The following is a 26,017-nucleotide window of genomic DNA, read 5'->3' on the forward strand; positions in this document are numbered from 1 at the left end:
TCATGGAGGATCGCGTGCGGGAAGGGCAGGCCAAAGGGCCCGTGCAGCGGATGGCGGTGCTGCCTCCGTTGGTCCTGCACGCGCTCTTCGCGGCCGCCCTTGTGGCGGCCGTCTACGTCGGCAGGGGCACCCAGCTCGAGTCCAGCGGCTACGCACTCGCCTGGCCCGCGGCCGGGGTGGGGTTCCTCTGGGTGCTGTGGGCCTGGCCGCGCCGTGCCGGCGTCGTGGTGGCCCTGGCGGGCATCTTCCTGCTGACGGCCCTGCTCAACGCGCTCACAGGCCTGGATCCGGAGGTCGCCCTGATCACCGGGGTGGGCAACCCCGTGCAGGCCCTGGCCGCGGTGTTCCTCTTCACTCGGTTCGTCCCAACCCGCACCCAGCAGACCGTGGGGGAGTACATGTGGCTCGCCGCGGCGGCGGTCGTCGCCGCGGCGGCCGGAGGCGCGGTGATTACGGCGGGAGCCTTCGCGGCGGGGGCGGGCATCATTCTCCAGGGCTTCCTGCCCTGGGTGGTCCGCAACGCCGTATCCCTCGTTGCCATCGGAAGCCTCGCCATGGTCGCGACCCGGACCGTGCCGGGACCGCCTCCCGCCCGGCACTCCACCCGCCGCTGGATCGAGTACGCGGCCCTGGCCGGAACCACCGTGCTGCTCTACTTCTTCAGTTTCGGGGCCTCGAATCCGCTGCCGATCGCCTTCATTACCCTTCCCGCCAACATCTGGGCCGGCCTGCGCCTGACCACCGGCTGGGCCATGGCCCACGGCCTGGCCAGTGGAACCCTCCTCGTGGCGTTGACCATTTCGGGCCGCGGCCCCTTCGAAAGCCTGCCGCCGGACACCGCGGCCTATCTGGCCCAGGCGTTCACCTTCGTCGCGTTTTCGGTTTCGGTGGTCCTGGCCCTCAACGGGGAGGAGCGGCTGCGCCTCATCGCCGACCTCTCCGAGGCGCACCGGGAGGCGCAGGCCGCGACCCAGCTCCGCGACGTCGTGATCGAGAAGATGTACGACGGCGTCATCGCCGTCGACGCCTCCGGCGCGGTTCTCGTCCACAACACGGCCGGAGCCCGCTGGGTCGGCGAGACCCGGCTGCGCTCGGATGTGCCCTGGACGGCGCGCTACGATTTCCGCACGACGGCCGGGGTGCCCCTGGCCGAGGAGGAACTTCCGCTCAACCGTGCCCTGGCGGGGGAGACCGTGGAGCGCGAAAGCGTCGACCTCCACCTGCCGGAGGGAAAGGTGCTCCACCTTTCGGTCGACGCCGTGCCGCTGCCGGCCGGACAGGGGGCGGTGATCGTCTTCCACAACGTCACGGTGGAGCGGCGGCACCAGCAGGACCTGGCCCGGTTCGCCTCGGTGGTGGCCCACGACCTGCTCACCCCGCTGACCGTCTTCGACGGGTGGCTTGAGATCCTCGAGGACGGGGACCTCACCAGCGGGGAACGCGCGAGCATCGTCCGGCGCCTGAGCCGGGCCAGCCTCCGCATGGGCACCCAGATCCGGGCCCTGCTCAACTACAGCCTGGCCAAGGCCGACAAGCTCGCCCCCGCACCGGTCGACGTGAACGCCGTCGTCTCCGGAATCCTCGACCTGCGCACCTCCCTGCCCTCGACCACCCCGCCGGTGGAATTCCGGCTCGACCTGCGCCGCGACGTCTACGCCGATCCGCGCCTGTTCACCCAGCTGATGGAAAACCTCATCGGCAACGCGGTGAAGTACGGGCCCACCGACGGTACGGCGGTGGTGGAGGTGACCTCGGAGGAGGACCCGGACACCGGCTGGACCCGCCTCCGGGTGGCGGATAACGGCATCGGGGTGCCGCCGGAGGACCGGGAAAAGATCTTCACCGAGTTCCACCGGTCGGTCAACGGCGCGTCCCGCGCCCCGGGCACCGGGCTTGGCCTGGCCATCTGCCGCAGGATCGTTGAAGCCCATGGCGGCACCATCGGAGTCGAACGCCCGCCCGCCGGCGGCGCCGCCTTCGTCGCCACCTTCCCTGCGGTCCCGGAGCAGCTGCCCGCCGCTGTCCGGGCCGCGGCCACCGGCTCGCCGGTCCCGGCCGCGGCGGTGCGGCCCAGCCCTGCGCCCTAGCCGTCCGCCGGGGCCCGCCCGCTCCGGGGATACAGCGCCGGCGACCCGGAATGGCCCCGGCCGCTGCGCATCCCCGCGAGGACCGAGGCCATCGCCTCCACCGAGGAGTGCCCGGCCCGCCAGCCCAGCAGCGCTGCCGCCCGGTCCGTGCTCATCACCGGGGCCTGCGCCGCCATATCCACCCAGCCCGCGTCCGTCCGCTGCACGCCGAGGGACCAGCTCACTCCCACGGCCGCCCGCAGCACGGCCACCGGGATGTTCAGCACGCGCCGGGCGCCCAGGAGTCCACCCACGCGGGCGGGGGTGAGTTCGGGTTCCGCCGCGATGTTGAAGGCACCCGAGGCCCGCCGCTCAACGACCCGCCAGTAGGCGTCGGCGACGTCGTCCGCGTGGACCGCCTGGAACACCAGCCGGTCCGGGATGGGGACGACCGGTGGCGCGACCCGGCCGAGGAAGACCTTCGGAATGAGCGGGCCGAGGAAGTACCGGCCGATCTCGCTGCCGGCCCCGGACTGGAAGATCAGGCCTGGACGCAGCCGGGCCACCGGGATCTCCGGGAAGTTCAGTTCGAAGCGGTCCAGCAACCGCTCCTGCTCCGCCTTGTGCCGGCTGTAGTGCGAGGTGGTGATCCCGCCGGTGGGCCAGGATTCGTCCCTGCGCACCGACTTGTCGGCGGGGGAGTAGGCTCCCACCGAGGAAGCGCAGACGAACTGCCGCACGCCGGCCTCCCCGGCGGCCCGCAGCGCGTTCTCGGTCCCCAGCACATTCGTCCGGTGCAGCAGGGCTTCGTTCCGGTTCGGCTGGATGGCCCAGGCCAGGTGGATCACGGCGTCGACGCCGTCGAGCGCGCCGGCCAGCCGGCCGCTGCCCTCCTCGGTGCCGACGTCAAGGGTGTGCCACTCGACGCCGCGGTAGGGCGGGACGGAATCGTCGGGCCGGCGCCGGGCGATGCCCACGATGGACACGGGGTCGGAGTTTCCTGCGGCCGCGCGGTCCGATGCCGCCCGGTGGAGCCGCCGCAGCACGGCGGTGCCAACATTTCCGGTGGCTCCAATGACGGCAATACGCATGGGGACCGCTCCTTCTCGTCGCTTCATTACACCGTAGTGGCTGTTCATCCAACTGGACTAGTAAGTAAGCTTATGGTGCAGTTTAGGGGAGACAGTGCAGCGGCGGTGAGCCGTCCGTCTGCAGCCAGGAACGTAGGTGGAGGTAGCAGTGAGCAGCAAGAACGCATCCGAGGCGGGAACCCAGGAGGAGGCGACCCGCCTCAAGGCGCAGAACGCCCCCGACCCTGACGATTCACGCAAGCCGGACGACCCAACGGACCTCGCCAAACCGGCCTGGGGGTACATCTTCAAGCGCACGTTAAGCGAATTCAGCAAGGACCAGTGCACCGACCTCGCTGCGGCGCTCACCTACTACGCAGTGCTCTCGATCTTCCCGGCCATCCTCGCCCTCGTCTCCCTGCTGGGCGTCTTCGGCCAGGCCGAGGCCACCACCGACCAGGTCCTGAGCCTGGTCGAACGCTTCGCACCGGGCCAGGCGATGGCGACCATCGAACCGGTCATCGCCCAGCTGACCTCCTCCAATGCGGCGGGGCTCACCCTGGTCGTCGGTATCCTCGGCGCCATCTGGTCGGCCTCCGGGTACGTGGGCGCCTTCGCCCGCGCCATGAACCGCGTGTACGAGGTGCAGGAGGGCCGCCCGTTCTGGAAGCTGCGCCCCATCATGCTCGCCATCACCGTCACGGTGCTGATCCTCATCGTCGCGCTGGCCCTGATGCTCGTGCTGTCCGGCCCCGTGGCCGAGGCCGTCGGCAACACGATCGGGCTCGGGTCGACCGCCTTGGCCATCTGGAACATCGCCAAGTGGCCCGTGATGGTGGCCTTCGCCGTCATCATGATCGCCATCCTGTACTACGGCGCCCCCAACGTGAGGCAGCCCAAGTTCCGCTGGATGAGCATGGGCGCGTTCATCGCCCTGATCGTCCTGGCGCTGACCACCGCGGGCTTCTCCTTCTACGTGGCGAACTTCGGCAACTACAACAAGACCTACGGCGCCATCGCCGGTGTGATCGTGCTGCTGCTGTGGCTCTGGATCGCCAACCTCTCACTGCTCTTCGGCGCCGAATTCGACGCCGAGGTCGAACGCGGGCGCCAGCTGCAGGCGGGCATCGAGGCCGAGGACACGATCCAGCTCCCGCCGCGGGACACCAAGGCCACCGACAAGAAGGAAGAGAAGACGCTGAAACTGGTCAACGACGGGCGCGAGCTCCGCGACAAGTACGGGCGCGAATCCTCCCGCCGGTAGGCCGGCACGGCCCCGTACCGGCGGGGATTAGGGCACGACGCCGTTTCCTAATCCCCGCCGGCGTAGGCTAGCCTTACCTCAGACCGATACCGCGGCTGAGGAGGAACCCGAATGGCAGTGCGACAGCTCGCGCTGCCGAACGGCATTCCCACCGCTGCCGGGCGGGGTGGAAGGACGCTGGGGCTCCTCGTGGCCCTCACCGCCCTCGGCCTGGCCTGTGTTGCCTCCCTTACCCTTGGCGCCCGCCCCCTCGGGCTTGACACCTTCCTGCAGGCGGCCACGGCCTTCGACCCCGCCAACGGCGATCACGCCGTGCTGGCGTCCCGGGTCCCGCGCACGGCCGCCGGACTGGCGGTGGGGGCCGCGCTCGCCGCCGCCGGTGCCGCCATGCAGGGCGTGGCGCGCAATCCCCTCGCCGACCCGGGCATCCTTGGCATCAATGCCGGCGCCGCCCTCGCGGTGGTCGTAGGAATCCACCTCGTGGGCATCAGCGGGCCCGCCGGGTACCTCTGGTTCGCCTTCGCCGGCGCCGCAGCCGCCGCCGCTGCCGTCTACGCGGTCGCCGCGCTGGGCCGCGAGGGGGCGACCCCCGTCAAGCTCGCCCTCGCCGGAGCGGTCCTGGCCGGCGGCCTGGGCAGCCTGACCAACGCCGTCCTCGTCACCCAGCAGGAAACCCTCGACCGGTTCCGGTTCTGGCAGGTCGGCACACTCTCCGGCCGCGGCTGGGACGTGCTCGGTACTGCGGCGCCGTTCCTGGCGGCCGGGCTGGGCCTGATCCTCTGCGCCGGGCGGCTGCTCAACGCGCTCGCCCTCGGCGACGACGTCGCCCGCGGCCTTGGCCAGCGGGTGGCCCTCACCCGGGCGGGCGTGGCGCTCGGCGTCGTGGTCCTGTGCGGAGCGGCGACCGCCGTGGCCGGCCCGATCGCCTTCGTGGGCCTCGTCGTCCCGCACCTCGTCCGGCTGATGATCGGCTCCGATTACCGGTGGGTGCTGCCCTTCTCCGCGGTCCTGGGCCCGGTGCTCCTCCTGGGCGCCGACATCCTGGGGCGGATCCTGCTTCCGCCGGGGGAAATCCAGGTGGGCATCATGACAGCGGTCGTTGGGGCACCCGTCTTCCTGGTGCTGATCCGCAGCCGGAAGGCGGCGGCCCTGTGAGCGCCCCCGCTCCCGCCGTCGCCCTGGCCGCCGGGCGCACCGCCCGCCGCCGGGCACGGGGGGTACGGGCCGGCCTGCTGGCGCTGGCGGTCGTGGTCCTCTTCGCGGTATCGGTGCTCCTGGGCTCCTACACGGTCACGGTGCCCGATCTCCTGCGCATCCTCGGTGGGGCGCAGATTCCCGGGGCCAGCTTCATCGTCCTCGAGAACAAGCTGCCGCGCGCGCTCACCGCCGTCCTCGTGGGGATCGGCTTCGGCATGGCCGGGATGATCTTCCAGACGATGCTGCGCAACCCCCTGGCCAGCCCGGACGTCATCGGCATCAGCTACGGGGCCAGCGCCAGCGCGGTCACCGCCATCGTCCTCTTCGGAGCCTCCGGGGCGGCGGTGTCCTTCGCCGCCGTGGCCGGCGCCCTGGTCGTGGCCGCCGCCATCTACCTCACCGCCCGGCGCGGCGGCGTCGGAGGCTACCGGCTGATCCTTGTCGGCATTGCCTTCGCCGCCGTGATGCACGCCCTGGTGAACTTCCTCCTGACCCGGGCGGATCTGCGCACGGCGGCCCAGGCCCTGGTCTGGCTCAACGGGTCCCTGAACTCGAGCACGTGGGACCGGGCGGCCCTGCTCGCCGGTGCGCTCGCGCTCCTCGTCCCCGCCGCCCTTGTGCTCGCGCGCATCCTGCAGCTCCTCGAGCTCGGCGACGACGCCGCCGCCGGGCTTGGCGTGCGGGTCGAGGCCTCACGGGCGGCCCTGATCCTCACCGGCGTCTGCCTCGCCGCCGTCTCGACCGCCGCGGCCGGCCCGGTGGCCGCCGTTGCGTTCCTCTCCGGGCCCATCGCCCGGCGCCTGGTCGGCGGACCGCCCTCGGTGGGCCTCGCCGGCCTCGTCGGCGCCGTCCTGGTGCTGGCGGCCGACTTCGCCGCCGCCAACCTGATCCCGGGCACCTCGCTTCCCGTGGGAGTCCTCACCGGGGCCCTCGGGGCGCCGGTCCTGCTCTGGCTGCTGATATCCGTGAACCGATCCGGCCAGGGAGGCTGACATTTCTGACACCGCGGGAGCGCCCTCCACGCTTGAGGCGCGCTCCATCACTCTTGGCTACGACGACCGGACGGTGGTGGACGGGCTCTCCGTCGTGTTGCCGCCCGGCAGGGTCAGCGTCATCGTCGGCGCCAACGGCAGCGGAAAGTCAACGCTGCTGCGGGGCCTGGCCCGGCTCCTTAAACCGTCCGGCGGCTCGGTGCTCCTCGACGGCAGGGACATCCGCTCCCTTCCGGCCCGCGCGGTGGCGCGCACCGTCGGATTGCTTCCCCAGGCGCCCGTCCCGCCCGGGGGCATCACCGTGGCGGAGCTCGTCGGCCGGGGACGCTACCCCCACCAGGGCTGGTTCCGCCGGTGGGCCCCGGAGGACGACGCCGCGGTGGCCGAGGCGCTGAGGGCGACCGACACGCTCGCCTTCGCGGACCGCCTCGTCGACGAACTCTCGGGTGGGCAGCGCCAGCGGGTGTGGATCGCCCTGGCGCTGGCCCAGCAGACCGACATCCTGCTCCTGGACGAGCCGACGACCTTCCTCGACGTGGCCCACCAGATCGAGGTGCTGGACCTGATCACCGACCTCAACCGGCGCTCCGGAACCACCGTGGCCATGGTGCTCCACGACCTCAACCTGGCAGCGCGCTATGCCGACCACCTGATCGTCCTCAAAGACGGGTGCCTTGCGGCGCAGGGCCCGCCGGCCGCCGTCGTCACCCCCGGGCTCGTCCAAGAGGTCTTCGGTCTCCGGTGCACCGTCATTGCCGATCCGGTCGCCGGCACCCCCCTGGTGGTCCCGGTGGGCCGCCACCACCCCGCCGCCCACCCCGCCGGGGCCCGCGCCACAAACGCGGAGGTGGCGTCATGACCGAAACCACCCGGCGCCCGGCCCGGACGGCGCCGGCGCTTCCCCCGGTGCTCGCCTTCGACGTCGAGGTGCGGAGGGTCCAGCGGGTCGGCGCCAACTTCCTGCGGGTGACCTTCGGCGGGGAGTGCCTGCGGGATTTCGGCGTGAACGGCCCGACCTGCGATCTGCGGATCAAGGTCATCATCCCGCCCCCGGGCGGCGGCACCACGGACCTGCCCGGCGAGCTCATGCGCGGGAACGCCGGCGGCTGGTACCAGCAGTGGCTGAGCCTGGACCCGGCCGAGCGCGGCGTCATGCGCACCTACACCGTGAGGGCCGCCCGCTGCGACGGCCCGTCGCCCGAGATCGATGTGGACTTCGTCCTTCACTTCGACAAGGACGGCGAAGCCGGGCCGGCCGCGCTGTGGGCGGCCGGTGCGGCCCCGGGCGCCGCGGTGTGCCTCATCGGACCCAACGCGGCCGCCGCGCGGTGCTCCACCGCCGAGGCCTACGGCGGGATCGAGTGGCGGCCCGGCCTCGCGGGCCAGGTACTCCTGGCCGGCGACGAGACCGCGGTGCCGGCGATCTGCGCCATCCTCGAATCCCTTCCGCCGGAAATGGGCGGACAGGCCTTCCTCGAGGTCCCGGACGCGGCCGACATCCAGCACATCGAGACGGCGTCCTCGGTGGAGGTCACCTGGCTCGTGCGGGGAAGCGGTGAACACGGCGCGCTCCTCACCCCGGCGGTCCGGCGCGCCCTGCCGCCGCCCGGCTGGGCCGTCCTGGCCGGGTCCTCCCCTGCCCGGGAGGGCGCACCCGGGGCCGGGCCGGAGCCGGAAGAGATCGACGTCGACCGCAGCATCCTGTGGGAGACCCCGCAGCTGGCTGAGGCCGCCGCCGGGCAGGCCGCCGGCCGGCCTGCGGGAACCCGGCCGTTCTACGCCTGGATCGCGGGGGAGGCCTCGGTGGTGCGCGAGCTGCGCCGGTACCTCGTCCGGGACGTGGGCGTCGACCGGAAACAGGTTGCCTTCATGGGCTACTGGCGCCGCGGCCGGTCCGAATCCGCGTAGGAGGCCGGGCGTGTCGCCGCCGACACGCCCGGCCTAGGATAACGGAATTGTAACTTCGCGTTAAAAGAGTAAACTTGCGTGAAGTCTCAACTAAGTGTATTTCCCTGGTCCGTACGCCCAACCCTGTCAGCGGACCGCTCTGACACTCCCTATGACAGGGGCGGAGGACCCACTTCCCGACAGCATTCTGCTGCCTTCGGGGTGAAGCCTTCACTGCATCGAACTGTCCGCACACAGCGGACCGGTGCCCTTCTGCCCTTTGCGGGGATAGAGCGGGTGCCGGCCCTGTGCAGTGGGGCCGAGTCAACTCTTGCTCGAACCCGACAGCTAACTTCGCAGGCGTCGCAGAGAGGTATTGAACTTGACCACCCCGGCCCTGCCCGGACGCCGCCGCGCGTCCGCAGCTGTCCCCCGCATCACCTCAGCACGCCCGGCCTCGACCGCCGCCCCGGTCTCGGCCGACCCGGCCATCGCCACCCGGCGCTCGCTCCGCTCCACACCCGAACCCCAGCCGACCCGCCGCCGCGACGTTCGCCACAGTGCGGCCGCCGGTGCCGCGCCGGCGGGCATCCTTCCGCGCCTGCGGGCCGGAGCCCTCGCCGTCGGCCTTGCCGCGGTCGGTGCCGGCCTGGTCATGGGCGCCGTCCCCGCTCCCGCCTCGACGGAGGCCGGCACCCCGGTGACCCAGGCCGCGGCGGCCGAATCCCTGCCCTCGATCACCGCCGACTCCGCCGCGGAGATCGAATTCACCCGGCAGGGGGTGGCCGGGGTGCAAATGGCGAAGTCCGGAGCCAAGGCCACGACCCTCGCAAGCGACATCACCAAGGCCGAGGACGGGGCCACCCTCGCCGCGCCGCTGGACAACCTCACCGTTGCCTCGACCTTCGGCTACCGCGTGAACCCGCTCGGCGGCTACGCACCCGAGCTCCACACCGGCATTGACTACGCCGGTGCCTGCGGCACCCCCGTGATGGCCTCGGGCGGGGGCGTGGTCGTCGATGCCGGCTGGCACGCCTACGGCGGCGGGCAGCGCGTGGTCATCGACCACGGCAAGGGGCTCAAGTCCACCTACAACCACCTCAGCTCCATCGGTGTGAGCGCGGGCCAGAAGGTGGAGCGCGGCGGACTGATCGGGGCCGTGGGCACCACCGGGAACTCCACCGGGTGCCACCTGCACTTTGAGGTCCTCGTCAACGACGAGAAGGTCGACCCGCTGCCCTGGCTCTAGGCCGCGGCCGGAGACTCCAGTGTTCCCCCAGCAGGGCCGGCCCGCCATCGGTGGGGAGGACCTTCCCCTCCTGGCAAGGGAGTGTTGGGGATCGCCGGGTCCTTGCGCCCGTAGGGCACGCGCAGCCGCAGCGATTCGGGCTTCATCTCGAAGGACATGTGCGTCGCCTTGCCCAGCGGGTCGCCGTCAAGCTGCACCTCAAGCGGCTCATGGAGCTGCACCTCGGCCCGGCTGCACTGGTAGTACTCCAGCGAGGGGTCCTTCCCCTTGCCCTTGGCGAACAGCTTGCCCGCCACATTCAGCCAGCCGAACCGCCCCTGCGGCGCCACGGTCATCAGGTCGAGCAGGCCGTCGTCGATCTTGGCGCCCGGAAAGATCTCAAGCCCGCCCATGATCTTGCCGCAGTTTCCGCCCATGACGCTGCGCAGCCGGCGGTCGAAGGGCCTGCCCCCGTCGATGCGGATCGTGGTCCGCGCCGGCTTTCCCGGAAGGTTGCGGATGCCGGCATCGACGTAGGCGAGCCAGCCGACCTTGTCCTTGAGGTCGTCGCGGGTGTCGGACATGATCGCCGCGTCGTAGCCCAGGCCCGCCATCACAAGGAAGACGTGGGCCTTCTGCGCGCGGTCGACGGTGACGTGAACGACGTCGATCCTCCGCTCGGTGCCGTGGAACGCGGTCGCGACGGCGTCTTCCGGGTCGTCCACCGGGATGTCGAGGTTCCGCGCCAGCAGGTTGCCGGTGCCCAGCGGCACAAGGGCCATCGCCGTGCCGGTGCCCGCAAGTTCCTCGGCAACGCACCGCACGGTGCCGTCGCCGCCCGCCGCAATGACGACGTCCACCCCCGCGCGCAGCGCCTCCTGGGCCTGGCCGTGGCCTGGATCCTCCACCGTGGTCTCCAGCACCAGGGGCGCCTCCCACCCTTCCTCGGCTGACACCCGCTCAACAATCTCCCGGGTGTCCTGGCCGGTGTTCTTGATCGGGTTGAGGATCAGCGCGGCCCGCTGGCCGGCACGGTCGGTGGTGGTCATGGGTTCCTTCGAGGTTGCCTGTCGGGCCCCGCCTGTCACGGGTTGGCACGAGCCTACCCGGGCTGTGCCGGCGTTTGCAGACGCGGTAGCCTTTGCTGATGGATTTTTCCCAGCGGTACGTTGCACTTGGCGATTCCTTCACGGAAGGTGTCGGCGACCCCGACGCCGGCAGCCCCAACGGGGTCCGCGGCTGGGCCGACCGGGTCGCCGAGCAGCTCATCCTCGCCGACGGCTCGTGGGGCTACGCCAACCTCGCCATCCGGGGCAAGCGGATGCGGCAGATCCTGGACGAGCAGATCGACGCCGCCGTGCGGCTCGAGCCGACGCTCGTGACCATCTACGCCGGCGCCAATGACATCCTGCGTCCCCGCGTCGACATCGACGGACTGATGGCGCGTTATGACGCCGGTATCGCCCGGCTCGCCGCAACCGGCAGCGCGGTCGTCGTTTTCACCGGGTTCGACTCCTCCGGCTCGGCCGTGTTCGGCAGGACCCGCGGGCGCACCGCCGTCTATAACGAACTGCTCCGCGAGATCGCCGACCACCGCGGCGCGGTCATCGTCGACTACTGGCGGATGCGGGAGTTCCAAAACTGGTCCTACTGGGACGCCGACCGGATGCACATGGCCACGGCGGGCCACCTGCTGATGGCCCGCAAGGTCCTGGAGACCCTCCAGGCCTCCCACGACATCGACATCCCCGAACTTGACGCCCGGCCCGCGCTCACCCGGCTCAACCAGCTCCGCGCGGATGCCCAGTGGGCCCGCGAACACCTCTCGCCGTGGGTGGGGCGCCGGCTGCGGGGCGTGTCCTCGGGGGACCAGCTCACGGCCAAGTACCCGGTGCCCACCCAGCCCGACTGGGCCGGTGCCCGTGTCCGCTGAGCCCGGTGCGGCGGGGCTTTTCCGGTTCGGGCCCGCCCGCGGGCATGTGTCAGGATAGGCCCATGGCACCGGCCCGATGGCTCAACCCCGATGAACGGCGGGCGTGGCTCGCGCTCTACGCCGTGTCCACACTCCTGCCCGGAACCCTCGACGCCCACCTGTTCCGCGAGGCGCGCATCACCCTGTTCGACTACCATGTGCTGGCGATGCTCTCCGAGTCCGACGGGTTGAGCCTGCCCATGAGCGAACTCGCCGCCCGCTCCAACGCCTCCCTGTCCCGCCTCAGCCATGTGGCCAAGAAGCTCGAGGCGCGGGGCTGGCTGTCCCGCCGTCCCTCAACGCACGACGGCAGGGTGACGACGGCGGTACTCACCGCGGACGGCGTCGAGGCCGTGCAGCGGCTCGCCGTGGAGCACGTCGCCAAGGTGCGGGAGAAGGTCTTCGATTCCCTGGACGACCGGGACGTGGCCGATCTTGAGCGGGTGGGGCGGAAGATCGTCGCCGCCATCCAGTCCGACCACTGGATCCTCGAAGAGGACGGGCGGACCTGAGGTCCTTGGCGGCCGGGGCCGGCCCGGCAGCCGCCGCCCGGCCGGAAAAAAGCCACAGCCCTCCGGTTTGGCGCTGAAGCGCACGGCACGTAGTATGGTATGGCGTTTGGTTGAGTCGCTCCCGCTCCGGCGGAAGGGACGCAGCTACCCGTAACCACCTGGAATTTTAGGCCGCCGCCGGGACTTCGACCCGCGGCGCCGAATCTTCACCGTCTTCCCCGCGGCGAGGCGCCTCGGCAGGTTCTCACCCTGCCAGGTCCACCTCCGGAAAGCTGCAGTAATAACGGTGTCATTACTGGTGGCGGGACGCTTTACAAGTGATTCCGTCACGATCATCTAACTGGAGGAGAGTTATGGCAGCCCACTGCCAAGTGACCGGAGCCGAGCCCGGCTTTGGACACAGCATTTCGCACTCGCACCGCCGCACGAAGCGCCGGTTCGACCCGAACATTCAGAAGAAGCGCTACTGGGTTCCGTCCCTGCGCCGCAATGTCACGCTGCAGGTTTCCGCACGCGGCATCAAGACCATCGACGTGCGGGGCATTGACGCCGTCGTCGCCGAAATCCAGGCGAGGGGAGTGAAGCTCTAGTGGCAAAGGATAAGGACGTACGTCCCATCATCAAGCTGAAGTCCACTGCCGGAACCGGATACACCTACGTGACCCGGAAGAACCGTCGTAACGATCCCGACCGTATGGTCCTGATGAAGTACGACCCCAAGATCCGCAAGCACGTCGAATTCCGAGAGGAGCGCTAAAGAATGGCAAAGAAGTCAAAGATTGCCCGCAACGAGCAGCGCAAGCTGATCGTTGAGCGCTACGCTGCGAAGCGCCTCGAACTAAAGAAGACCCTGGTCGACGAAAACGCGTCGGACGACGCCCGCGAAGCTGCACGCCTCGGCCTGCAGAAGCTTCCGCGCAACGCGTCCCCCGTGCGCCTTCGCAACCGCGACCAGATCGACGGACGCCCCCGCGGCACGCTCCAGAAGTTCGGCATCTCGCGTGTGCGTTTCCGCGACATGGCCCACCGCGGCGAACTGCCCGGTGTGACCAAGTCCAGCTGGTAACCAGCAGCACCCAGCAAGAGCTTTGGAAGCCGGTGGCCCTCGGGCCACCGGCTTCCGTGCATTCCGGGCCCCGGAGGCCCGTGAACGCGTCAAGTGCATCCCAAAGCCCCCGGAGAGGGCCTTTGGAGGCATAATTGACGTGAAATTCCGCACCGGAAAGCCGCGGGAGCGGCGCAGTTCAGGGTTTTTCGCGCCCAAGCTGGTAAGTTTTCCGACAGGGGCTTTCCGAATACCCCGAAAGCCCGCTTCAATAACCATGTCCAGGAGGACCTAAATTGGCTAAAAACCGTAGTGAACTTGTTGCCGAGGTAGCTGCCAAGGCTGACACCAGCCAGGCTGCCGTCAACAGCGTGCTTGACGCCCTGTTCGACGTCTTCGCAGAGTCCGTTGCCAAGGACGAGAAGATCAGCATCCCGGGCTGGCTCGCCGTCGAGCGCACGAGCCGCGCCGCCCGCACCGGCCGCAACCCCCAGACCGGCGAGACCATCCAGATCGCAGCCGGCCACGGCGTCAAGCTGACCGCAGGTTCGAAGCTGAAGGCCTCCGCCAAGTAGCCTCCGCAGGATTGAAGGACCGCTGCCGTTCCCGGCAGCGGTCCTTTGCGCGTTAACGGGGAAGTCCGGCGATTGGCCCTTGTTCTACCGGGGGTAGACAATGGAACACGTGTCAACTATTGCTAAGGGCCCCCGCCAGAGCGCGGACCCCACGGGAGGCGGGACCCGGCCGGGCTTCCTCGCGGTGGCCGGGATCCTCGTGGTCCTGGCGCTGCTGGCCGCCCTGCTGTTCTCCGGTGCCGCCGCGGCCCGCCAGCTGGGGGACCCGGGCGCGCTGACGCGCTGGGGGCTCCCTGTCGCCAAGGCGGCCAACAACCTCGGGGCAGCCGGCACCATCGGTGCCCTCGTCTTCGCGGTCGTGATCCTGCCGCGGACCGTCGGCGGCGGCCGTCCCGGGCGCACCGGGGACGCCCGGGCGGAGCATCCGGCGTTCTCCCGGGCGCTGGCGCTGGCCTCGGCCGCGGCGGTGCTGTGGACCCTTGGGGCCCTCGCCGTCCTCGTCTTCACCTACTCCGACGCCGCCGGCCTGCCGCTGAGCTCCGGAGAGGCCTTCACCCAGGGCCTCGGCTCGTTCATCACCGACTTCGCCGCGGGACGCGCCTGGGTGGTCACGACCATCGTCGCCGCGGTGATCGCCACGCTCACCTTCGGGGTGCGCTCCAGCGGCGGACTCGCGGTGGCCACCGTGCTGGCGTTGCTCGGGCTGCTTCCGGCGGCGCTGGTCGGCCACGCGGCCAGCGGCGACGACCACAACGCCGCCGTCAACTCCATCGCCCTGCACCTTGTCGGGGTGTGCCTGTGGTTCGGCGGCATCATCGTCCTCGCCGTCGTCGGCGGGCGCCTGGGTGGTTCGGCCCTGCCGGTCCTCAAGCGGTTTTCGGCCCTTGCCGGGTTCTCCTTCGCCCTGGTGTTCCTCTCCGGGATCGTCAATTCGAGCCTGCGCATCTCCGAGCTGTCCCAGCTGAGTTCCCAATGGGGGCTGCTCGTCACCTTCAAGGCCGTCGCGACCCTCGTGCTCGGCGGCGTCGGCTGGATGCACCGGCAGTGGGTCATCCCCCAGCTCGAGGACCGGACGGGCACGGCCGGGTCCCGGCTGAGCGCCCGCCGGGTCCTGTGGCAGCTGATCACCGTCGAACTGCTCATCATGGCGGCGGTGTCCGGGGTGGCCGCGGCCCTCGCCCGGACCGCGCCGCCCCGCGGGGAGGAACTCGCCCCCGACGCCTCCCCGGCGCGGATCCTCACCGGGTACGACCTGCCCCCCGCCCCCACGGCGGCCCGCTGGTTCACCGAATGGAGGCCGGACTGGCTCTGGATCGCCGTCGCCCTCGCCCTCGCCACCGCGTACATCCTCGGCATGGCCAAGCTGCGCCGCCGCGGTGACCGCTGGCCGGCGCTGCGGCTGGCCTGCTGGCTGGCGGGGCTGATCCTCCTGACCTACTTCACCTCCGGTGCGCCGGCCGTCTACGGCATGGTGCTCTTCAGCGCCCACATGGTCGACCACATGGCCCTGACCATGGTGGTGCCGCTGTTCCTGGTGCTCGGAGCCCCGGTCACCCTGGCCCTGAAGGCGCTGACCGCCCGCGGGGACGGCACCCGGGGCATCCGGGAGTGGATCCTGGTCCTGATCCACTCCCGTTTCTCGAAACTGGTGACGCACCCGCTGTTCGCCGCCGCCAACTTCGCCGGCTCGATCGTCGTCTTCTACTACTCCCCGCTGTTCGGATTCGCGCTGCGCGAGCACGTCGGCCACGAGCTGATGATCACCCACTTCCTCATCACCGGCTACATCTTCGTCCTGACGATGGTGGGCACCGATCCGCTGCCCAGGCGGGCACCCTTCCCGCTGCGCCTGCTGCTCCTGTTCGCCACCATGGCCTTCCACGCCTTCTTCGGCGTCGCCCTCACGGGCTCGGACTCCCTGCTCCAGGCCTCGTGGTTCGGCAGCATGGGCCGCGACTGGGGGCCCTCCGCGCTGGAGGACCAGGCGATCGGCGGGGCGGTGACCTGGGGCATCGGAGAGGTGCCGACCCTGCTGCTCGCCATCGGCGTCGCCATCATGTGGTCCCGCACCGACGCGCGCGACACCCGGCGCAAGGACCGGGCGGCGGACCGGAATAACGACGCCGACCTTGCCGCTTACAACAGTATGTTCGCCGACCTCGCGGCCCGCGACTCGAACGGCCGCGCCCCCTCCGCCGGCACCCCCACCCCCGCATCCCGACCGACGCCAGGAGCCCCTGAATGACCGAAACCCCGATCCGTACGTCCTACCGTGTGCGCGCCTCGGAACTGGCCGGCCGTAACTGGCTCAACACCGGGGGCAGGCAGCTTCGCCTCGAGGACCTGCGCGGCAAGATCGTACTGCTCGACTTCTGGACCTTCTGCTGCATCAACTGCCTCCACGTCCTCGACGAGCTGCGGCCCCTCGAGGAGCGCTACTCCGACGTCCTGGTCACCGTCGGTGTGCACTCGCCGAAATTCGAGCACGAAGCGGACCCGGTGGCCCTGGCCGCCGCCGTGGAGCGGTACGACATCCACCACCCCGTCCTCGACGACCCGGACCTGCTCACCTGGCAGGCGTACACCGCCCGGGCCTGGCCCACCCTCGTCGTCATCGACCCCGAGGGCTACATCGTCGCCCACCTCTCCGGTGAGGGGCATGCCGGCGGCCTCGATTCGCTTGTCAGCGAACTCGTCGAGGAGCACGAGGCGAAGGGAACGCTGCACCGCGGCGACGGCCCCTACGTTCCGGCTGAAAGCACGGCTGGCACCCTGAAGTTCCCCGGCAAGCTCCTGCCGCTTCCCGGGACCGGCACCTTCCTGGCCGCCGACACCGGACACCACCGCCTCGTCGAACTCGAGGCCGACCTCACCACGGTGCGCCGGGTCATCGGTGCCGGCACGCGGGGAGCCGCCGACGGCGACGCCGGGACCGCCCAGTTCAACGAACCGCAGGGCCTGGCCCTGCTGCCCCCGGACGCCGCGCAGCGGGCCGGGTACGACGTCGTGGTGGCCGACACCGTGAACCACCGCCTGCGCGGGGTGTCCCTGGCGGCCGGAACGGTGCGGACCCTCGCCGGAAACGGCGTGCAGCGACTCCTCGACTCCGGCAACCACACGAAGCCGGGCCCGGAGCACGCCGCGGCCGGCGCGGACCAGGACGACACCCCCCGGCTGCTCGACGCCCACCTGGGCACCGATGCCCTGAACGTCTCCCTGTCCTCGCCCTGGGACGTGGTCTACTCGGGCGCCCTCGGCCGGGTAGTCATCGCGATGGCCGGCACCCACCAGATCTTCACCTTCGACCCGGACACCTCCAGCGTTGACATCCTCGCCGGCACCGGCCTCGAGGGCCTGCTCGACGGCGACGCCTCGACCGCCTGGTTCGCCCAGTCCTCCGGGATCGCGGAGGACGGCGAGGGAAACCTGTGGGTCGCCGACTCGGAGACCTCCTCCCTGCGCCGGCTGACCGTCACCGGTGCCGGTGCTGGTGACCGGCCCCGGATCACCGTGGACACCCCCATCGGCACCGGGCTGTTCGACTTCGGGTTCCGGGACGGCGACGCCGGCCAGGCACGCCTGCAGCACCCCCTGGGCGTCACGGTCCTTCCCGACGGCTCGGTGGCCATCGCCGACACCTACAACGGCGCGGTCCGCCGCTACGACCCGGCGACGGGGCAGGTCTCGACCCTCGCCCGCGGGCTCGCCGAGCCCTCCGACGTCGTCCTCGACGCCGCCCCTGACGGGGGAGAGCCGCTGCTGATCGTCGTTGAAGCCAACAAGCACCAGCTCGTGCGGCTGCCCATCCCCCGGGAGGCCCTGGCGGTCAACGAGGGCGCCTCGCAGAGCCAGCGGCCCCGGACCGCCGTGTCCAGCGGCCCGCTGGCGCTCACCGTCCGCTTCGCCGCGCCCAAGGGTCAGAAGCTCGATGACCGGTGGGGCGATCCCTCCCAGCTGAAGATCTCCGCCTCGCCCGAGAACCTCCTGGTGGCCGGGGGCGGAACCTCGGCCGGGCTGACCCGGGAACTGCGCTTCTCGGACGAGGTCCGCGAAGGGGTGCTGCACATCAGCGCCCGGGCGGCCGCGTGCGACGGCGAACCCGGTGGCACCATCCCGGACCACGCCGCCTGCCACCTGTACCAGCAGGACTGGGGCATCCCGGTGGTGCTCGACGCCGCCGGCGACGCCGAACTGGTGCTTGACCTGCGCGGCGTCAACTGAGCCTAGCCCCCGCGGGTCCCTCCGGATCCGCGGGGCCTCAGTATTCGATGACGGGGGTGACGGTGACGGTTGAGCCGTCGATCCGCAGCCGGGCCATGAACTCGAAGGAACGCTTTTCGGTGACGTCGGAGACGGCGCCGCTGAATAGGTCCTGCAGGCGGGTTGAGAGGGTGGCCGAGCCGGCGAGGGGGGCGATGACCCATTCGCCGTCGTGCGGGTCGATCCGGACCGCGGGATAGTCGGTGATGGACCAGGAGATTTCCCCGGCGAGCCGCTGGGCCGTCTGGAAGTTGAACGGGCAGTTGGTGGGCTGGAAGACGGTCTGGGCCGCGCAGGCGTCGAGGAATTTGCGGATCTCGGCGTCAACGGCCTGCACCAGGTTGTCCGTTGCAGTGGCGGGCAGCGCCAGCTTCGGCGCCGCCGCGCGGTCGGGCACCGGAATGGACCGGGAAGGCGCGGTGAAGTACTCGCCGTCGAAGCGGGCCTCGGCCTGCACCGGGTAGAGCGAGGCGAAACGGCCGCGGCCCCCGGGCAGCGCCACCCGGGTGCCGTTGAGCATGGCCTCCCCCAGGTTCGCGACCGACACCTCGACGGTGGGAAGCGCCGACGGGACGAATTCCCAGGTCGAGAAGAAGAACCACTGTGTCCCTGTCTTCTCCAGCGGGAAACGGGTGGTGTGCTCGGTGCCGCCGATCTTGTAGGTGACCGGCACGTCGACGCGGCCCCTCGCGGTCTCCACCGGGTCCTGGACCCGCACGTCCTGAACCGCCTCCGCGCCCCGGGCGAGGGCAGGGCCGTCGAGCAAGACAGCGTCAGCCTCGGGCACCGACCCGTTGAGGATGCCCAGGGCGAGGCCGCCGTCGCCTTCCTTGAGCGCCGCGAAGTAGTCCCGCACCTGCTGCTCCGGCCCGTATACCCCGGCGTTGAGCATCACCACGGCGGCGAAGAAACCGGCGACCGTCAGCAGGAGAGCCAGCAGCCAGGCGGCCAGCACTCGGACGACGCGGGGGGTTTGCACGCTCCAACGTTACCCGCTGCCCGCCGTGATTTCTTTGGCGCTACCGGGTTGCGCCCGCCAAAACGCCGCACCACCGATGGTGGTGCGGCGTCCTGGGCGGTACCGCGGGCGGGCCCGGTTCAGCCCGCCGTGTGCTTCCCTCCGGCCGCCGTCGCGCCGCCGCGTGGACCGCCGGCGGCCGCTCCGGCCGGGGCGCCGCCGCCGCTGTTGCTGGCGGAGAAACCGGATGCGGTGCTGTGCCCGTCACCCTGGGCGTTGGCGATCTCCTCGGCGCGTTCCTGGTTCGCTTCCTCGGTCAGCGCCGCACCTGCTGCGGCGTCACGGGTGAGGTTGTCCCCGGTCTCCGGGTCGAACAGGTGGAGCTTGCGGGTGTCCAGCCAGATTTCCGCCTCCCGGCCGCCGCGGATGCGGCTGGCGGCGTCGAGGGTGACGACGATCTGGGGCCGCAGTTCGTCGGCGTCCATCTCCTTGGCCAGGTTGTTCAGCAGTTCCCGGACCTCGGGTGCGGGGTCGAAGTTAATGTACCCGTACTGCTCGTTGCCCAGCCACTCGGTGTGGGACAGGGTGGCGTGGAAGGTCGAGCCGTGGCCCCGCTTGGAGTCCTCGACGAGCTTTGCGTCCTCGAAGAACTCAGGCCGCACCCCCACGAGCACCACCTTCTTGCCGGCGGCCTTCGCCGCCTTTTCCGCCGGGATGGCGAGGTCTCCCAGCGCCGTGCGCAGCACGTTGCCCTCGACGGTGGCGGGCAGGAAGTTCATCGACGGAGAGCCGATGAATCCGGCCACGAACAGGTTGCGGGGCTGTTCGTAAAGCTCGCGCGGCGAGGCGATCTGCTGCAGCTCGCCCTTCTTCAGCACCGCCACGCGGTCCCCGAGGGTCATTGCCTCGGTCTGGTCGTGCGTGACGTACACAGAGGTGACTCCGAGCCGGCGCTGCATCTGCGAGATCTCCGCTCGCATCTGCCCGCGGAGCTTCGCGTCAAGGTTCGACAGCGGCTCATCGAAGAGGAACGCGTCGGCCTGACGGACGATTGCCCGTCCCATCGCAACGCGCTGGCGCTGGCCACCGGAAAGGTTTGCCGGTTTCCGTTGGAGGTGGTCCGTCAGCTCCAGCGTCGACGCGGCCCCCGTCACCAGCCGGTCGACCTCCTCCTCGCTGTGCTTGCCCTTGGCAAGCCGCAGCGGGAAGGCAATGTTTTCGTAGACGGTGAGGTGCGGGTACAGGGCGTAGTTCTGGAACACCATCGCCAGGTTGCGGTCGCGGGGAGCCTTGTCGTTGACCCGGTTCCCGTCGATCAGCAGGTCACCGTCGGTGATGTCCTCGAGGCCGACGATCATGCGCAGCAGTGTCGACTTCCCGCAGCCGGAGGGGCCGACGAGGATGATGAATTCGCCGTCGGCGATGTCGATGCTGATGTCGTTAACGGCGGGGAACCCGTCGCCGTACTTCTTGACGAGGTGGTTGAGGGTAATTGAAGCCATGGGAGGAAATCCTTTTCTTGATCCGGGCGTCAGCCCTTGACGGCGCCCTGAGTCAGGCCTGAAACGATTTGACGCTGGAACGCCAGTACCAGCACGACGACGGGGATGGTGACGATGATGGCCGCCGCAGAGATCGCTCCGGTCGGTGCTTCGAACTGCGATGCGCCGGTGAAGAAGGCCAGGGCCGCCGGCACCGGACGGGCCGCTTCGGTGGAGGTCAGTGAGATGCCGTAGACGAAGTCGTTCCAGGCGATGAAGAAGGCGATGATCGCCGTGGTGAAGACGCCGGGAGCGGCCAGGGGAACAATCGCCTTGCGGAACGCCTGCCAGGTCGTGGCGCCGTCGACCTGCGCTGCCTGCTCGAGCTCCCAGGGGATCTGCCGGAAGAACGCGGCGAGCGTCCAGATGGAGATCGGAAGGGTCAGCGACAGGTAGGGGATGATAAGGCCCGGCCAGGTGTCGTACAGGCCGATCGACCGCCACAGGTTGAACAGGGGCGTGACGATGGAGATGACCGGGAAGATCGACACCGCCAGCGCGGTGGTCAGCACGAGCTTCTTGCCCGGGAAGTCCAGGCGGGCAATCGCATAGGCGCACAGGGTCGCCAGCACGACGGCGATGAAAGTCGAGATCAGGCAGATGCCGATCGAATTGCGCAGCGCGGTCAGGAACAGCCCCTGGGCGTCGCCGACCAGGATCTGCTCGTAGTTGCCTGTGGTTGCCTGCCCGGGCGAGGGCAGGAACTTCCGGTTCGTCAGGTCACTGGGCGCCTTGAACGAGGTGGCGAGGATGGAGGCCACCGGGAATAGGGCGTAGACAGCGACGAGCACGGTGACGATGCCCCACAGGACCTTCGATTTTGTACTTGTCATCACTTACCTCCCTGGGCCCCGGCGAGGTCCACCTTGAACAGTTTGATGGCGATGAAGCAGATGATCAGGACGCACAGGAACAGAAGGACGGACACCGCCGAGCCGAGTCCGATCTCCAGCCTGCTGATCGACTGCCGGTAGGCCAGCAGCGAGAGCACCTCGGTGCCGTAGGCGCCGTTGGTCATGATGAACACGTTGTCGAAGATGCGGAAAGCGTCCAACGCCCGGAACAGCACAGCGACCATGATCGCGGCCTTCATGTTCGGGATGATGACCTTGCGCATCTGCTCCCACCAGGTGGCGCCGTCGACCTTGGCCGCCTCGGTCAGCTCATCGGGAACCTGGGCCAGCCCGGCCAGCAGGAGCAGCGAGATGAACGGGGTCGTCTTCCAGATCTCCGAGGCCATGATCACGAACAGTGCCGTGGGCCCCTGGGCGAACCAGTTGAGATCGGAGTCGATGCCCGGCAGCCAGGCGAACCAGCTGTTCACATAGCCGGAGTTGATGTCGAAGGCGTAGAACCAGGCGAAGGCGGAGACCACGGTGATGATGCCGTAGGGCACCAAAATCGCTGTGCGCAGCGGACCGCGCACCGCCTTCAGGGCCTTGTGCATCACCAGGGCGAGGGCGAAGCCGAGAACGAGTTCGACCGCGACGGTGACGATGGTGATCAGGAGGGTGGTCCACAGGGCCGACCACCACACCCCGTCACTGAGGATCACCGCGTAGTTACCCAGTCCGATGAACTCGCGCTCGCCGGGTGCGGTGAGGCGGAACTGGAACAGGGACTCGTAAATGGCCTGGAGGATCGGGTACAGGGTCACCGCCAGCATGACGATGAACGCCGGTCCGGCGAGCATCCAACCGAGCCGGCGCTCGGCGCGGACGCGGTCACTGTACTGGGCAGTGGCCTTCTTGTCGGAGGGGCCGCCCGGCCCGACGCCCGGTGTTGTGTCCGGCTCAAGGTCGGGGCTGACGGGCCTTGCCGGTATTGCAGAAGTCACAGCAGTTGCTCCCCTCGAAGGACGGAGATGATGAATTCGGTCGACTCTTCGGGCGTGCCCTCGGGGTCAACCTGTGCTGGGGGCGCCCAGGTCTGCTGGATGCCTGTTGAGACCTCGTTGTAGAACGGGGTCTGCGGACGTGGGGCCGACTGCTCAAGGGACTCCCTGATGGTGTCGGCCATGGGGAAGGCCTCCTCGATCCGTGGATCCTCGTAGGCTTCGGTGTTGGCCGGCGGGTTGCCGTTACTGACGAAGTATTCGGCCTGGTTCTCCGGTGAAACGATGCATTCGATCGCCTCGTAGGCGAGCTCCGGGCTGTCGCTGGCGGCCCCGACGCCGAGGCTGATGCCGCCCAGCGGCGGAGCGGAGTCCTCGCCCTCGGTGACCTGGGGGTAGACCCCCCAGCCGATGTCCTCGATCAGTGAGGCATCGAGGGTCCCGGCCTCGACCGCACCGTTGGTGGCGGGCCAGACGAAGGGCCAGTTCACCATGAACGAGCCGTTGTCTCCCTGGAAGTTGATCATCGAGGTGTTCTCGTCCTGGGTGGCCAGGCCGGGACCGCCGAGTCCCTCGTTGCCGATCGTGGAGACGATCCGGGCCGCTTCGAGCCCCGCGGGGGACTGGAGCGCCAGTTCAATTTCGTCCGAGGGCGCTTCCGGGTCGACGATGATCGACTCGCCGCCCGATTCGACCAGGGCATTCACCCAGACGGTCATCGACTCGGCCTGGGCACCCTGGACGCCGAGGTACTTGTCCTGCTCCGCGGCGGCGTCGATCAGCTGATCCCAGGTGACCGGCTTGGACATGTCCAGCCCGGCCGCCTCGGCCACGGACTTGCGGTACCAGAGGATCTGCGTGTTGGCCCAGAAGGGGATGGTGACCAGCTCGTCCTTCCAGGTGGCCCCCGCCAGGGCCCCCTCGACAACGTTCTGCGTGGTGCTCTCGGCGACGTCGTCGGGCACAGGAGCAAGAAAGCCCGGCTCCGCGAGTTCCGGGATGAACGGCGGGTCCAGGCTCATGATGTCGAGGGAGGAGTCTCCGGCTGCGAGGCGCCGGGCGAGCTGTTCCCGCTGGGAGGCGGCGTCGCTGGGGAGGAGGGAGGTCTCGATCCGGTAGGCGCCCCCGGCCTCCTCGGTGCAGCGTTCCGCGATGTCGGCCTGACCGCCGGCGTCGGGGTTGATGTACCAGGTCAGTGTTTCGGTGCCGTCGGCGGGCCCGCAGCCGCTCAAGAGCAGCGTGCCTGCCAGCACCGACGCCACGGTGCCGGCGCGCGGTCGGTTGCGGGTGGAATTTTGTTTCCTAGTCGGCATACTTACCGAGCCTCCACATCTTTGTAGACAACCCTGCCGGCGCTCCAAGTGAAGCGGCAGCCCGCACAACCTGCGTGCTTTTTGACCATAAGCCCCTAGCGCGGAATGCGCTAGGCAGGAGGCTTACTAATTGGATGCAGGCGGGACGGGTGTGTCAGGGGATGCAGAAAGAAATGGCCCGCGGCTGGCGCGTGACAGGGGCCGGTTTTGCCGCGGCGACGGTCAGCGGGCGGCGGTGTCCAGGGCGTGCGGCGGGCGCTGCAGGTCCGGGGAAACGGCCTCGGCGGGGTCCGCGCCAAGCTGGATGATCCGGTTGTCCCCATCCACGTGGACCACCGAGGGGACGTAGGCGCGGGCCTCGTCGTCCGTCATTGAGGCGTAGGTGATGAGGATGACGAGATCGCCCCGGTGCACCAGGTGGGCCGCGGCCCCGTTGATGCCGATCACTCCCGAACCGCGCTCGCCGGCAATGGTGTAGGTCTCCAGGCGCGCACCATTGGTGATGTCGACGATCGACACGAGCTCACCGGGGAGGATGTCGGCGGCCTCGAGGAGATCGAGGTCGACGGTGACCGAGCCGACGTAGTGAAGGTCGGCGTGCGTCACCGTGGCCCGGTGGATCTTGGATTTAAACATTGTCCGGTTCATCAGGATCAAGGATACTGCCGCCGGTGGGGCGCCCTGAACGCAATCGCTCACAGCGCAGAGGCCCGGACTGTGGAGACCGCAGCGGGTGGGAGAGAGCGGGCGACGGGAATCGAACCCGCGTATCGAGCTTGGGAAGCTAGCGCTCTACCATTGAGCTACGCCCGCACTGCGGTTGAACCGCTCCATAACCCTACAACATTTCGGCGGGGCGGGCCGCGACCGCCGCGCCGTGGCGCGGCAGGGCCCGTTTCGGGCGCGGAGGAACCGGCGCCGCGCGCGGGCCGGACCGGTGTCCCCGGGGCTCAGCCGGTGGTGCCCCTGCGGGCCCGGTCGATCAGTTCCTTCCACGGCTCGTCCAGCCGGCTTTCTGGCAGGGTCACCTCCTGGTAGCCGATGACGATGTGATAGACGTAACGGTCGCGCTGGTCCCGCTCCCGTCCGGACGGGTCCGCTCCGGGGGCCGCCGCCGCCTGGTGCGCCAGCGGAAGCCATCGTTCCTCGGCCTCGTCCGGGCTGACCTCCAGGGTCCAGGTCCGGGTCAGGCCGGCGAAGCCCCCGGAGCGGGAAATCTCGATCCTCACCCGGTCACCTCCACCTGCGCCCACGCCTGCCTCACCGCTTCGTACTCCTCCGAGCCCGTCCCGAACCTCGTGCGCGCCGCCTCCCGGGTGACGTCGGCGAAGACCCGGAACCCGCTGTTGGCCTGGACGCCGCCGCCGACCGCGGCGTCGAACCAGATCCGGCCGGCCCGTTCCCAGGCGAAGCCGCCCAGGCGCTGGGCCGTGAGGTAGAAGGCGTGGTTGGGGATGCCCGAGTTGATGTGGACCCCGCCGTTGTCCGAGGTGGTCGTGACGAAGCCTGACATGGTGGCGGGCTGGGGGTCTTTGCCCAGCACGTCGTCGTCGTAGGCGGTGCCGGGGGCGGCCAGGGAGCGCAGGGCCGCACCCTGCACCTGGTCGGTGAAGACGCCCTGCCCCACGAGCCAGTTGGCCTCCTCCACCGTCTGCTTGAGGTGGTGCTGCTCGACGAGCACGCCGAAGACATCGGAGAGCGATTCGTTGAGCGCCCCGGACTGGCCCTCGTACACGAGGTTCGTCGAGTACTGGGTGAACCCGTGGGTCAGTTCGTGGCTGATCACCGTCAGCGAGGCGGTGAACCGGCCGAAAACGTCGCCGTCCCCGTCGCCGAACACCATGCGTTCGCCGTCCCAGAACGCGTTGTCGTACTGCTCCCCGTAATGCACGGTTGCGGCCAGGGGCAGGCCGGCGCCGTCGATGGAGGCCCGGTCGTAGACCTTCCGGAAGAGGGCATCGGTGGCGCCGAGGCCGTCATAGGCTTCATCGGCCGCCGCGTCCCCTGTCGCGCCGTCGCCCTCGCCGCGCACCAGCGTGCCGGGCAGGATTTCGCGTCCCCCGGCGTCGGAGATCCGCCGCTCCAGCGGCCGGCCCACCGCGGTGCGCGGGGGGAGCGGCGCGGCGAAGGCCTCCGCCCGGCCGGCGAGCAGGGGGTCAAGCTGCACGAGGGCCCTGCGGGCGGCACGGGCCGCCACCGCGTGCCGGGGGTCGTCGACCGCCGCCAGGTGGGCCAGCAGGTGGGGCGGGACGATGCTGCAGTGCGGATGCGGGTGCATGGGCCTCCTCGGTTGATCCCAACCT

Annotated in this window: 25 protein-coding genes, 1 tRNA gene and 1 riboswitch; of the genes, 15 read left to right on the plus strand and 11 right to left on the minus strand. The window is 69.9% G+C overall.

Annotation, left to right across the window (positions count from 1 at the left end; translation table 11 throughout):
- The first annotated feature begins 2 nt into the window (after nucleotides 1-2).
- Nucleotides 3-2,087 carry a sensor histidine kinase gene (locus ACX80W_RS00500; RefSeq protein ID WP_459279434.1) on the plus strand — a complete coding sequence of 695 codons (2,085 nt, stop codon included), beginning with the start codon at nucleotides 3-5 and terminating at the stop codon, nucleotides 2,085-2,087.
- On the opposite strand, the gene ACX80W_RS00505 is transcribed toward ACX80W_RS00500, so the two are convergent.
- A complete protein-coding gene (locus ACX80W_RS00505; RefSeq protein ID WP_459279436.1) occupies nucleotides 2,084-3,157 on the minus strand; it encodes an NAD-dependent epimerase/dehydratase family protein in 1,074 nt (357 codons plus the stop codon). The genes ACX80W_RS00500 and ACX80W_RS00505 overlap by 4 nt on opposite strands.
- Before the next feature lie 148 nt (nucleotides 3,158-3,305).
- On the opposite strand from ACX80W_RS00505, the gene ACX80W_RS00510 reads away from it, so the two are divergent.
- The 6 genes from ACX80W_RS00510 (at nucleotide 3,306) to ACX80W_RS00535 (ending at nucleotide 9,725) form a co-directional block, all read left to right on the plus strand.
- Nucleotides 3,306-4,400 carry a YihY/virulence factor BrkB family protein gene (locus ACX80W_RS00510; protein ID WP_459279438.1) on the plus strand — a complete coding sequence of 365 codons (1,095 nt, stop codon included), beginning with the start codon at nucleotides 3,306-3,308 and terminating at the stop codon, nucleotides 4,398-4,400.
- A gap of 111 nt (nucleotides 4,401-4,511) precedes the next feature.
- Nucleotides 4,512-5,555, plus strand: a complete 1,044-nt coding sequence (locus tag ACX80W_RS00515) for a FecCD family ABC transporter permease (protein WP_459279440.1) — start codon at nucleotides 4,512-4,514, stop codon at nucleotides 5,553-5,555.
- A 23-nt stretch (nucleotides 5,556-5,578) separates the two neighbouring features.
- Nucleotides 5,579-6,589, plus strand: a complete 1,011-nt coding sequence (locus ACX80W_RS00520) for a FecCD family ABC transporter permease (RefSeq protein WP_459280172.1) — start codon at nucleotides 5,579-5,581, stop codon at nucleotides 6,587-6,589.
- 76 nt (nucleotides 6,590-6,665) lie between these two features.
- Entirely contained in the window at nucleotides 6,666-7,448 is a 783-nt protein-coding gene (locus tag ACX80W_RS00525) for an ABC transporter ATP-binding protein (RefSeq protein WP_459279442.1), read from the plus strand.
- Nucleotides 7,445-8,497, plus strand: coding sequence for a siderophore-interacting protein (locus ACX80W_RS00530; RefSeq protein WP_459279444.1), 1,053 nt, complete (start codon nucleotides 7,445-7,447; stop codon nucleotides 8,495-8,497). The genes ACX80W_RS00525 and ACX80W_RS00530 overlap by 4 nt, the downstream gene beginning before the upstream one ends.
- Nucleotides 8,498-8,630: 133 nt before the next feature.
- Nucleotides 8,631-8,854: riboswitch (cyclic di-AMP (ydaO/yuaA leader) on the plus strand.
- 4 nt (nucleotides 8,855-8,858) lie between these two features.
- A complete protein-coding gene (locus ACX80W_RS00535; RefSeq protein ID WP_459279446.1) occupies nucleotides 8,859-9,725 on the plus strand; it encodes a M23 family metallopeptidase in 867 nt (288 codons plus the stop codon).
- On the opposite strand, the gene ACX80W_RS00540 is transcribed toward ACX80W_RS00535, so the two are convergent.
- Nucleotides 9,722-10,753 carry a diacylglycerol/lipid kinase family protein gene (locus tag ACX80W_RS00540; protein WP_459279448.1) on the minus strand — a complete coding sequence of 344 codons (1,032 nt, stop codon included), beginning with the start codon at nucleotides 10,751-10,753 and terminating at the stop codon, nucleotides 9,722-9,724. The two genes, ACX80W_RS00535 and ACX80W_RS00540, sit on opposite strands and share 4 nt — an antisense overlap.
- 98 nt (nucleotides 10,754-10,851) lie before the next feature.
- Here ACX80W_RS00540 and ACX80W_RS00545 point away from each other — a divergent pair, with 98 nt between their 5' ends.
- From ACX80W_RS00545 to ACX80W_RS00580, 8 genes are all read left to right on the plus strand, one after another.
- Nucleotides 10,852-11,637, plus strand: a complete 786-nt coding sequence (locus ACX80W_RS00545) for an SGNH/GDSL hydrolase family protein (protein ID WP_459279450.1) — start codon at nucleotides 10,852-10,854, stop codon at nucleotides 11,635-11,637.
- Between the two features lie 62 nt (nucleotides 11,638-11,699).
- Nucleotides 11,700-12,188 carry a MarR family winged helix-turn-helix transcriptional regulator gene (locus ACX80W_RS00550; RefSeq protein WP_459279452.1) on the plus strand — a complete coding sequence of 163 codons (489 nt, stop codon included), beginning with the start codon at nucleotides 11,700-11,702 and terminating at the stop codon, nucleotides 12,186-12,188.
- 353 nt (nucleotides 12,189-12,541) lie between these two features.
- The gene (gene rpmB / locus ACX80W_RS00555; RefSeq protein ID WP_026545364.1) at nucleotides 12,542-12,778 is read left to right on the plus strand and encodes a 50S ribosomal protein L28; all 237 of its coding nucleotides are present in this window, start codon (nucleotides 12,542-12,544) and stop codon (nucleotides 12,776-12,778) included.
- Nucleotides 12,778-12,945, plus strand: coding sequence for a 50S ribosomal protein L33 (rpmG, locus tag ACX80W_RS00560; protein ID WP_019481734.1), 168 nt, complete (start codon nucleotides 12,778-12,780; stop codon nucleotides 12,943-12,945). The genes rpmB and rpmG overlap by 1 nt, the downstream gene beginning before the upstream one ends.
- Before the next feature lie 3 nt (nucleotides 12,946-12,948).
- Entirely contained in the window at nucleotides 12,949-13,254 is a 306-nt protein-coding gene (gene rpsN / locus ACX80W_RS00565) for a 30S ribosomal protein S14 (RefSeq protein WP_120167570.1), read from the plus strand.
- 275 nt (nucleotides 13,255-13,529) lie between these two features.
- Nucleotides 13,530-13,808 carry an HU family DNA-binding protein gene (locus tag ACX80W_RS00570; protein WP_120167571.1) on the plus strand — a complete coding sequence of 93 codons (279 nt, stop codon included), beginning with the start codon at nucleotides 13,530-13,532 and terminating at the stop codon, nucleotides 13,806-13,808.
- A 100-nt stretch (nucleotides 13,809-13,908) separates the two neighbouring features.
- Entirely contained in the window at nucleotides 13,909-16,053 is a 2,145-nt protein-coding gene (locus ACX80W_RS00575) for a bifunctional copper resistance protein CopD/cytochrome c oxidase assembly protein (protein WP_459279456.1), read from the plus strand.
- Nucleotides 16,050-18,029, plus strand: coding sequence for an NHL domain-containing thioredoxin family protein (locus ACX80W_RS00580; RefSeq protein ID WP_459279458.1), 1,980 nt, complete (start codon nucleotides 16,050-16,052; stop codon nucleotides 18,027-18,029). The genes ACX80W_RS00575 and ACX80W_RS00580 overlap by 4 nt, the downstream gene beginning before the upstream one ends.
- 37 nt (nucleotides 18,030-18,066) lie before the next feature.
- On the opposite strand, the gene ACX80W_RS00585 is transcribed toward ACX80W_RS00580, so the two are convergent.
- From ACX80W_RS00585 to ACX80W_RS00625, 9 genes are all read right to left on the minus strand, one after another.
- Nucleotides 18,067-19,047, minus strand: coding sequence for a hypothetical protein (locus tag ACX80W_RS00585; protein ID WP_459279460.1), 981 nt, complete (start codon nucleotides 19,045-19,047; stop codon nucleotides 18,067-18,069).
- Between the two features lie 119 nt (nucleotides 19,048-19,166).
- Nucleotides 19,167-20,528 carry an ABC transporter ATP-binding protein gene (locus ACX80W_RS00590; protein ID WP_459279462.1) on the minus strand — a complete coding sequence of 454 codons (1,362 nt, stop codon included), beginning with the start codon at nucleotides 20,526-20,528 and terminating at the stop codon, nucleotides 19,167-19,169.
- Between the two features lie 29 nt (nucleotides 20,529-20,557).
- On the minus strand, nucleotides 20,558-21,400 hold the full coding sequence (locus tag ACX80W_RS00595; RefSeq protein WP_459279464.1) for a carbohydrate ABC transporter permease: 843 nt from the start codon (nucleotides 21,398-21,400) through the stop codon (nucleotides 20,558-20,560).
- On the minus strand, nucleotides 21,400-22,404 hold the full coding sequence (locus ACX80W_RS00600) for a carbohydrate ABC transporter permease (RefSeq protein ID WP_459279466.1): 1,005 nt from the start codon (nucleotides 22,402-22,404) through the stop codon (nucleotides 21,400-21,402). Before ACX80W_RS00600 ends, ACX80W_RS00595 begins: the two co-directional genes overlap by 1 nt.
- On the minus strand, nucleotides 22,401-23,714 hold the full coding sequence (locus tag ACX80W_RS00605) for an extracellular solute-binding protein (protein WP_459279468.1): 1,314 nt from the start codon (nucleotides 23,712-23,714) through the stop codon (nucleotides 22,401-22,403). Before ACX80W_RS00605 ends, ACX80W_RS00600 begins: the two co-directional genes overlap by 4 nt.
- A 222-nt stretch (nucleotides 23,715-23,936) precedes the next feature.
- Entirely contained in the window at nucleotides 23,937-24,362 is a 426-nt protein-coding gene (gene panD / locus ACX80W_RS00610) for an aspartate 1-decarboxylase (protein ID WP_459279470.1), read from the minus strand.
- A 94-nt stretch (nucleotides 24,363-24,456) separates the two neighbouring features.
- Nucleotides 24,457-24,527 (minus strand) — tRNA-Gly (locus ACX80W_RS00615).
- A 137-nt stretch (nucleotides 24,528-24,664) separates the two neighbouring features.
- Nucleotides 24,665-24,943, minus strand: a complete 279-nt coding sequence (locus ACX80W_RS00620) for a protealysin inhibitor emfourin (RefSeq protein ID WP_459279472.1) — start codon at nucleotides 24,941-24,943, stop codon at nucleotides 24,665-24,667.
- Nucleotides 24,940-25,992, minus strand: a complete 1,053-nt coding sequence (locus tag ACX80W_RS00625) for a M4 family metallopeptidase (RefSeq protein WP_459279474.1) — start codon at nucleotides 25,990-25,992, stop codon at nucleotides 24,940-24,942. Before ACX80W_RS00625 ends, ACX80W_RS00620 begins: the two co-directional genes overlap by 4 nt.
- Nucleotides 25,993-26,017 lie beyond the last annotated feature (25 nt).

The organism is Arthrobacter melezitosi (genome assembly GCF_054511055.1).

Bases quoted from the DNA above. Each gene is read 5' to 3' on its own strand.
- ACX80W_RS00500 (WP_459279434.1), top strand. From the start codon at position 3: ATGGAGGATCGCGTGCGGGAAGGGCAGGCCAAAGGGCCCGTGCAGCGG.
- ACX80W_RS00505 (WP_459279436.1), bottom strand. From the start codon at position 3,157: ATGCGTATTGCCGTCATTGGAGCCACCGGAAATGTTGGCACCGCCGTG.
- ACX80W_RS00515 (WP_459279440.1), top strand. From the start codon at position 4,512: ATGGCAGTGCGACAGCTCGCGCTGCCGAACGGCATTCCCACCGCTGCC.
- ACX80W_RS00530 (WP_459279444.1), top strand. From the start codon at position 7,445: ATGACCGAAACCACCCGGCGCCCGGCCCGGACGGCGCCGGCGCTTCCC.
- ACX80W_RS00540 (WP_459279448.1), bottom strand. From the start codon at position 10,753: ATGACCACCACCGACCGTGCCGGCCAGCGGGCCGCGCTGATCCTCAAC.
- ACX80W_RS00545 (WP_459279450.1), top strand. From the start codon at position 10,852: ATGGATTTTTCCCAGCGGTACGTTGCACTTGGCGATTCCTTCACGGAA.
- ACX80W_RS00550 (WP_459279452.1), top strand. From the start codon at position 11,700: ATGGCACCGGCCCGATGGCTCAACCCCGATGAACGGCGGGCGTGGCTC.
- rpmB (WP_026545364.1), top strand. From the start codon at position 12,542: ATGGCAGCCCACTGCCAAGTGACCGGAGCCGAGCCCGGCTTTGGACAC.
- rpsN (WP_120167570.1), top strand. From the start codon at position 12,949: ATGGCAAAGAAGTCAAAGATTGCCCGCAACGAGCAGCGCAAGCTGATC.
- ACX80W_RS00575 (WP_459279456.1), top strand. From the start codon at position 13,909: ATGGAACACGTGTCAACTATTGCTAAGGGCCCCCGCCAGAGCGCGGAC.
- ACX80W_RS00580 (WP_459279458.1), top strand. From the start codon at position 16,050: ATGACCGAAACCCCGATCCGTACGTCCTACCGTGTGCGCGCCTCGGAA.
- ACX80W_RS00590 (WP_459279462.1), bottom strand. From the start codon at position 20,528: ATGGCTTCAATTACCCTCAACCACCTCGTCAAGAAGTACGGCGACGGG.
- ACX80W_RS00595 (WP_459279464.1), bottom strand. From the start codon at position 21,400: ATGACAAGTACAAAATCGAAGGTCCTGTGGGGCATCGTCACCGTGCTC.
- ACX80W_RS00605 (WP_459279468.1), bottom strand. From the start codon at position 23,714: ATGCCGACTAGGAAACAAAATTCCACCCGCAACCGACCGCGCGCCGGC.
- panD (WP_459279470.1), bottom strand. From the start codon at position 24,362: ATGAACCGGACAATGTTTAAATCCAAGATCCACCGGGCCACGGTGACG.
- ACX80W_RS00625 (WP_459279474.1), bottom strand. From the start codon at position 25,992: ATGCACCCGCATCCGCACTGCAGCATCGTCCCGCCCCACCTGCTGGCC.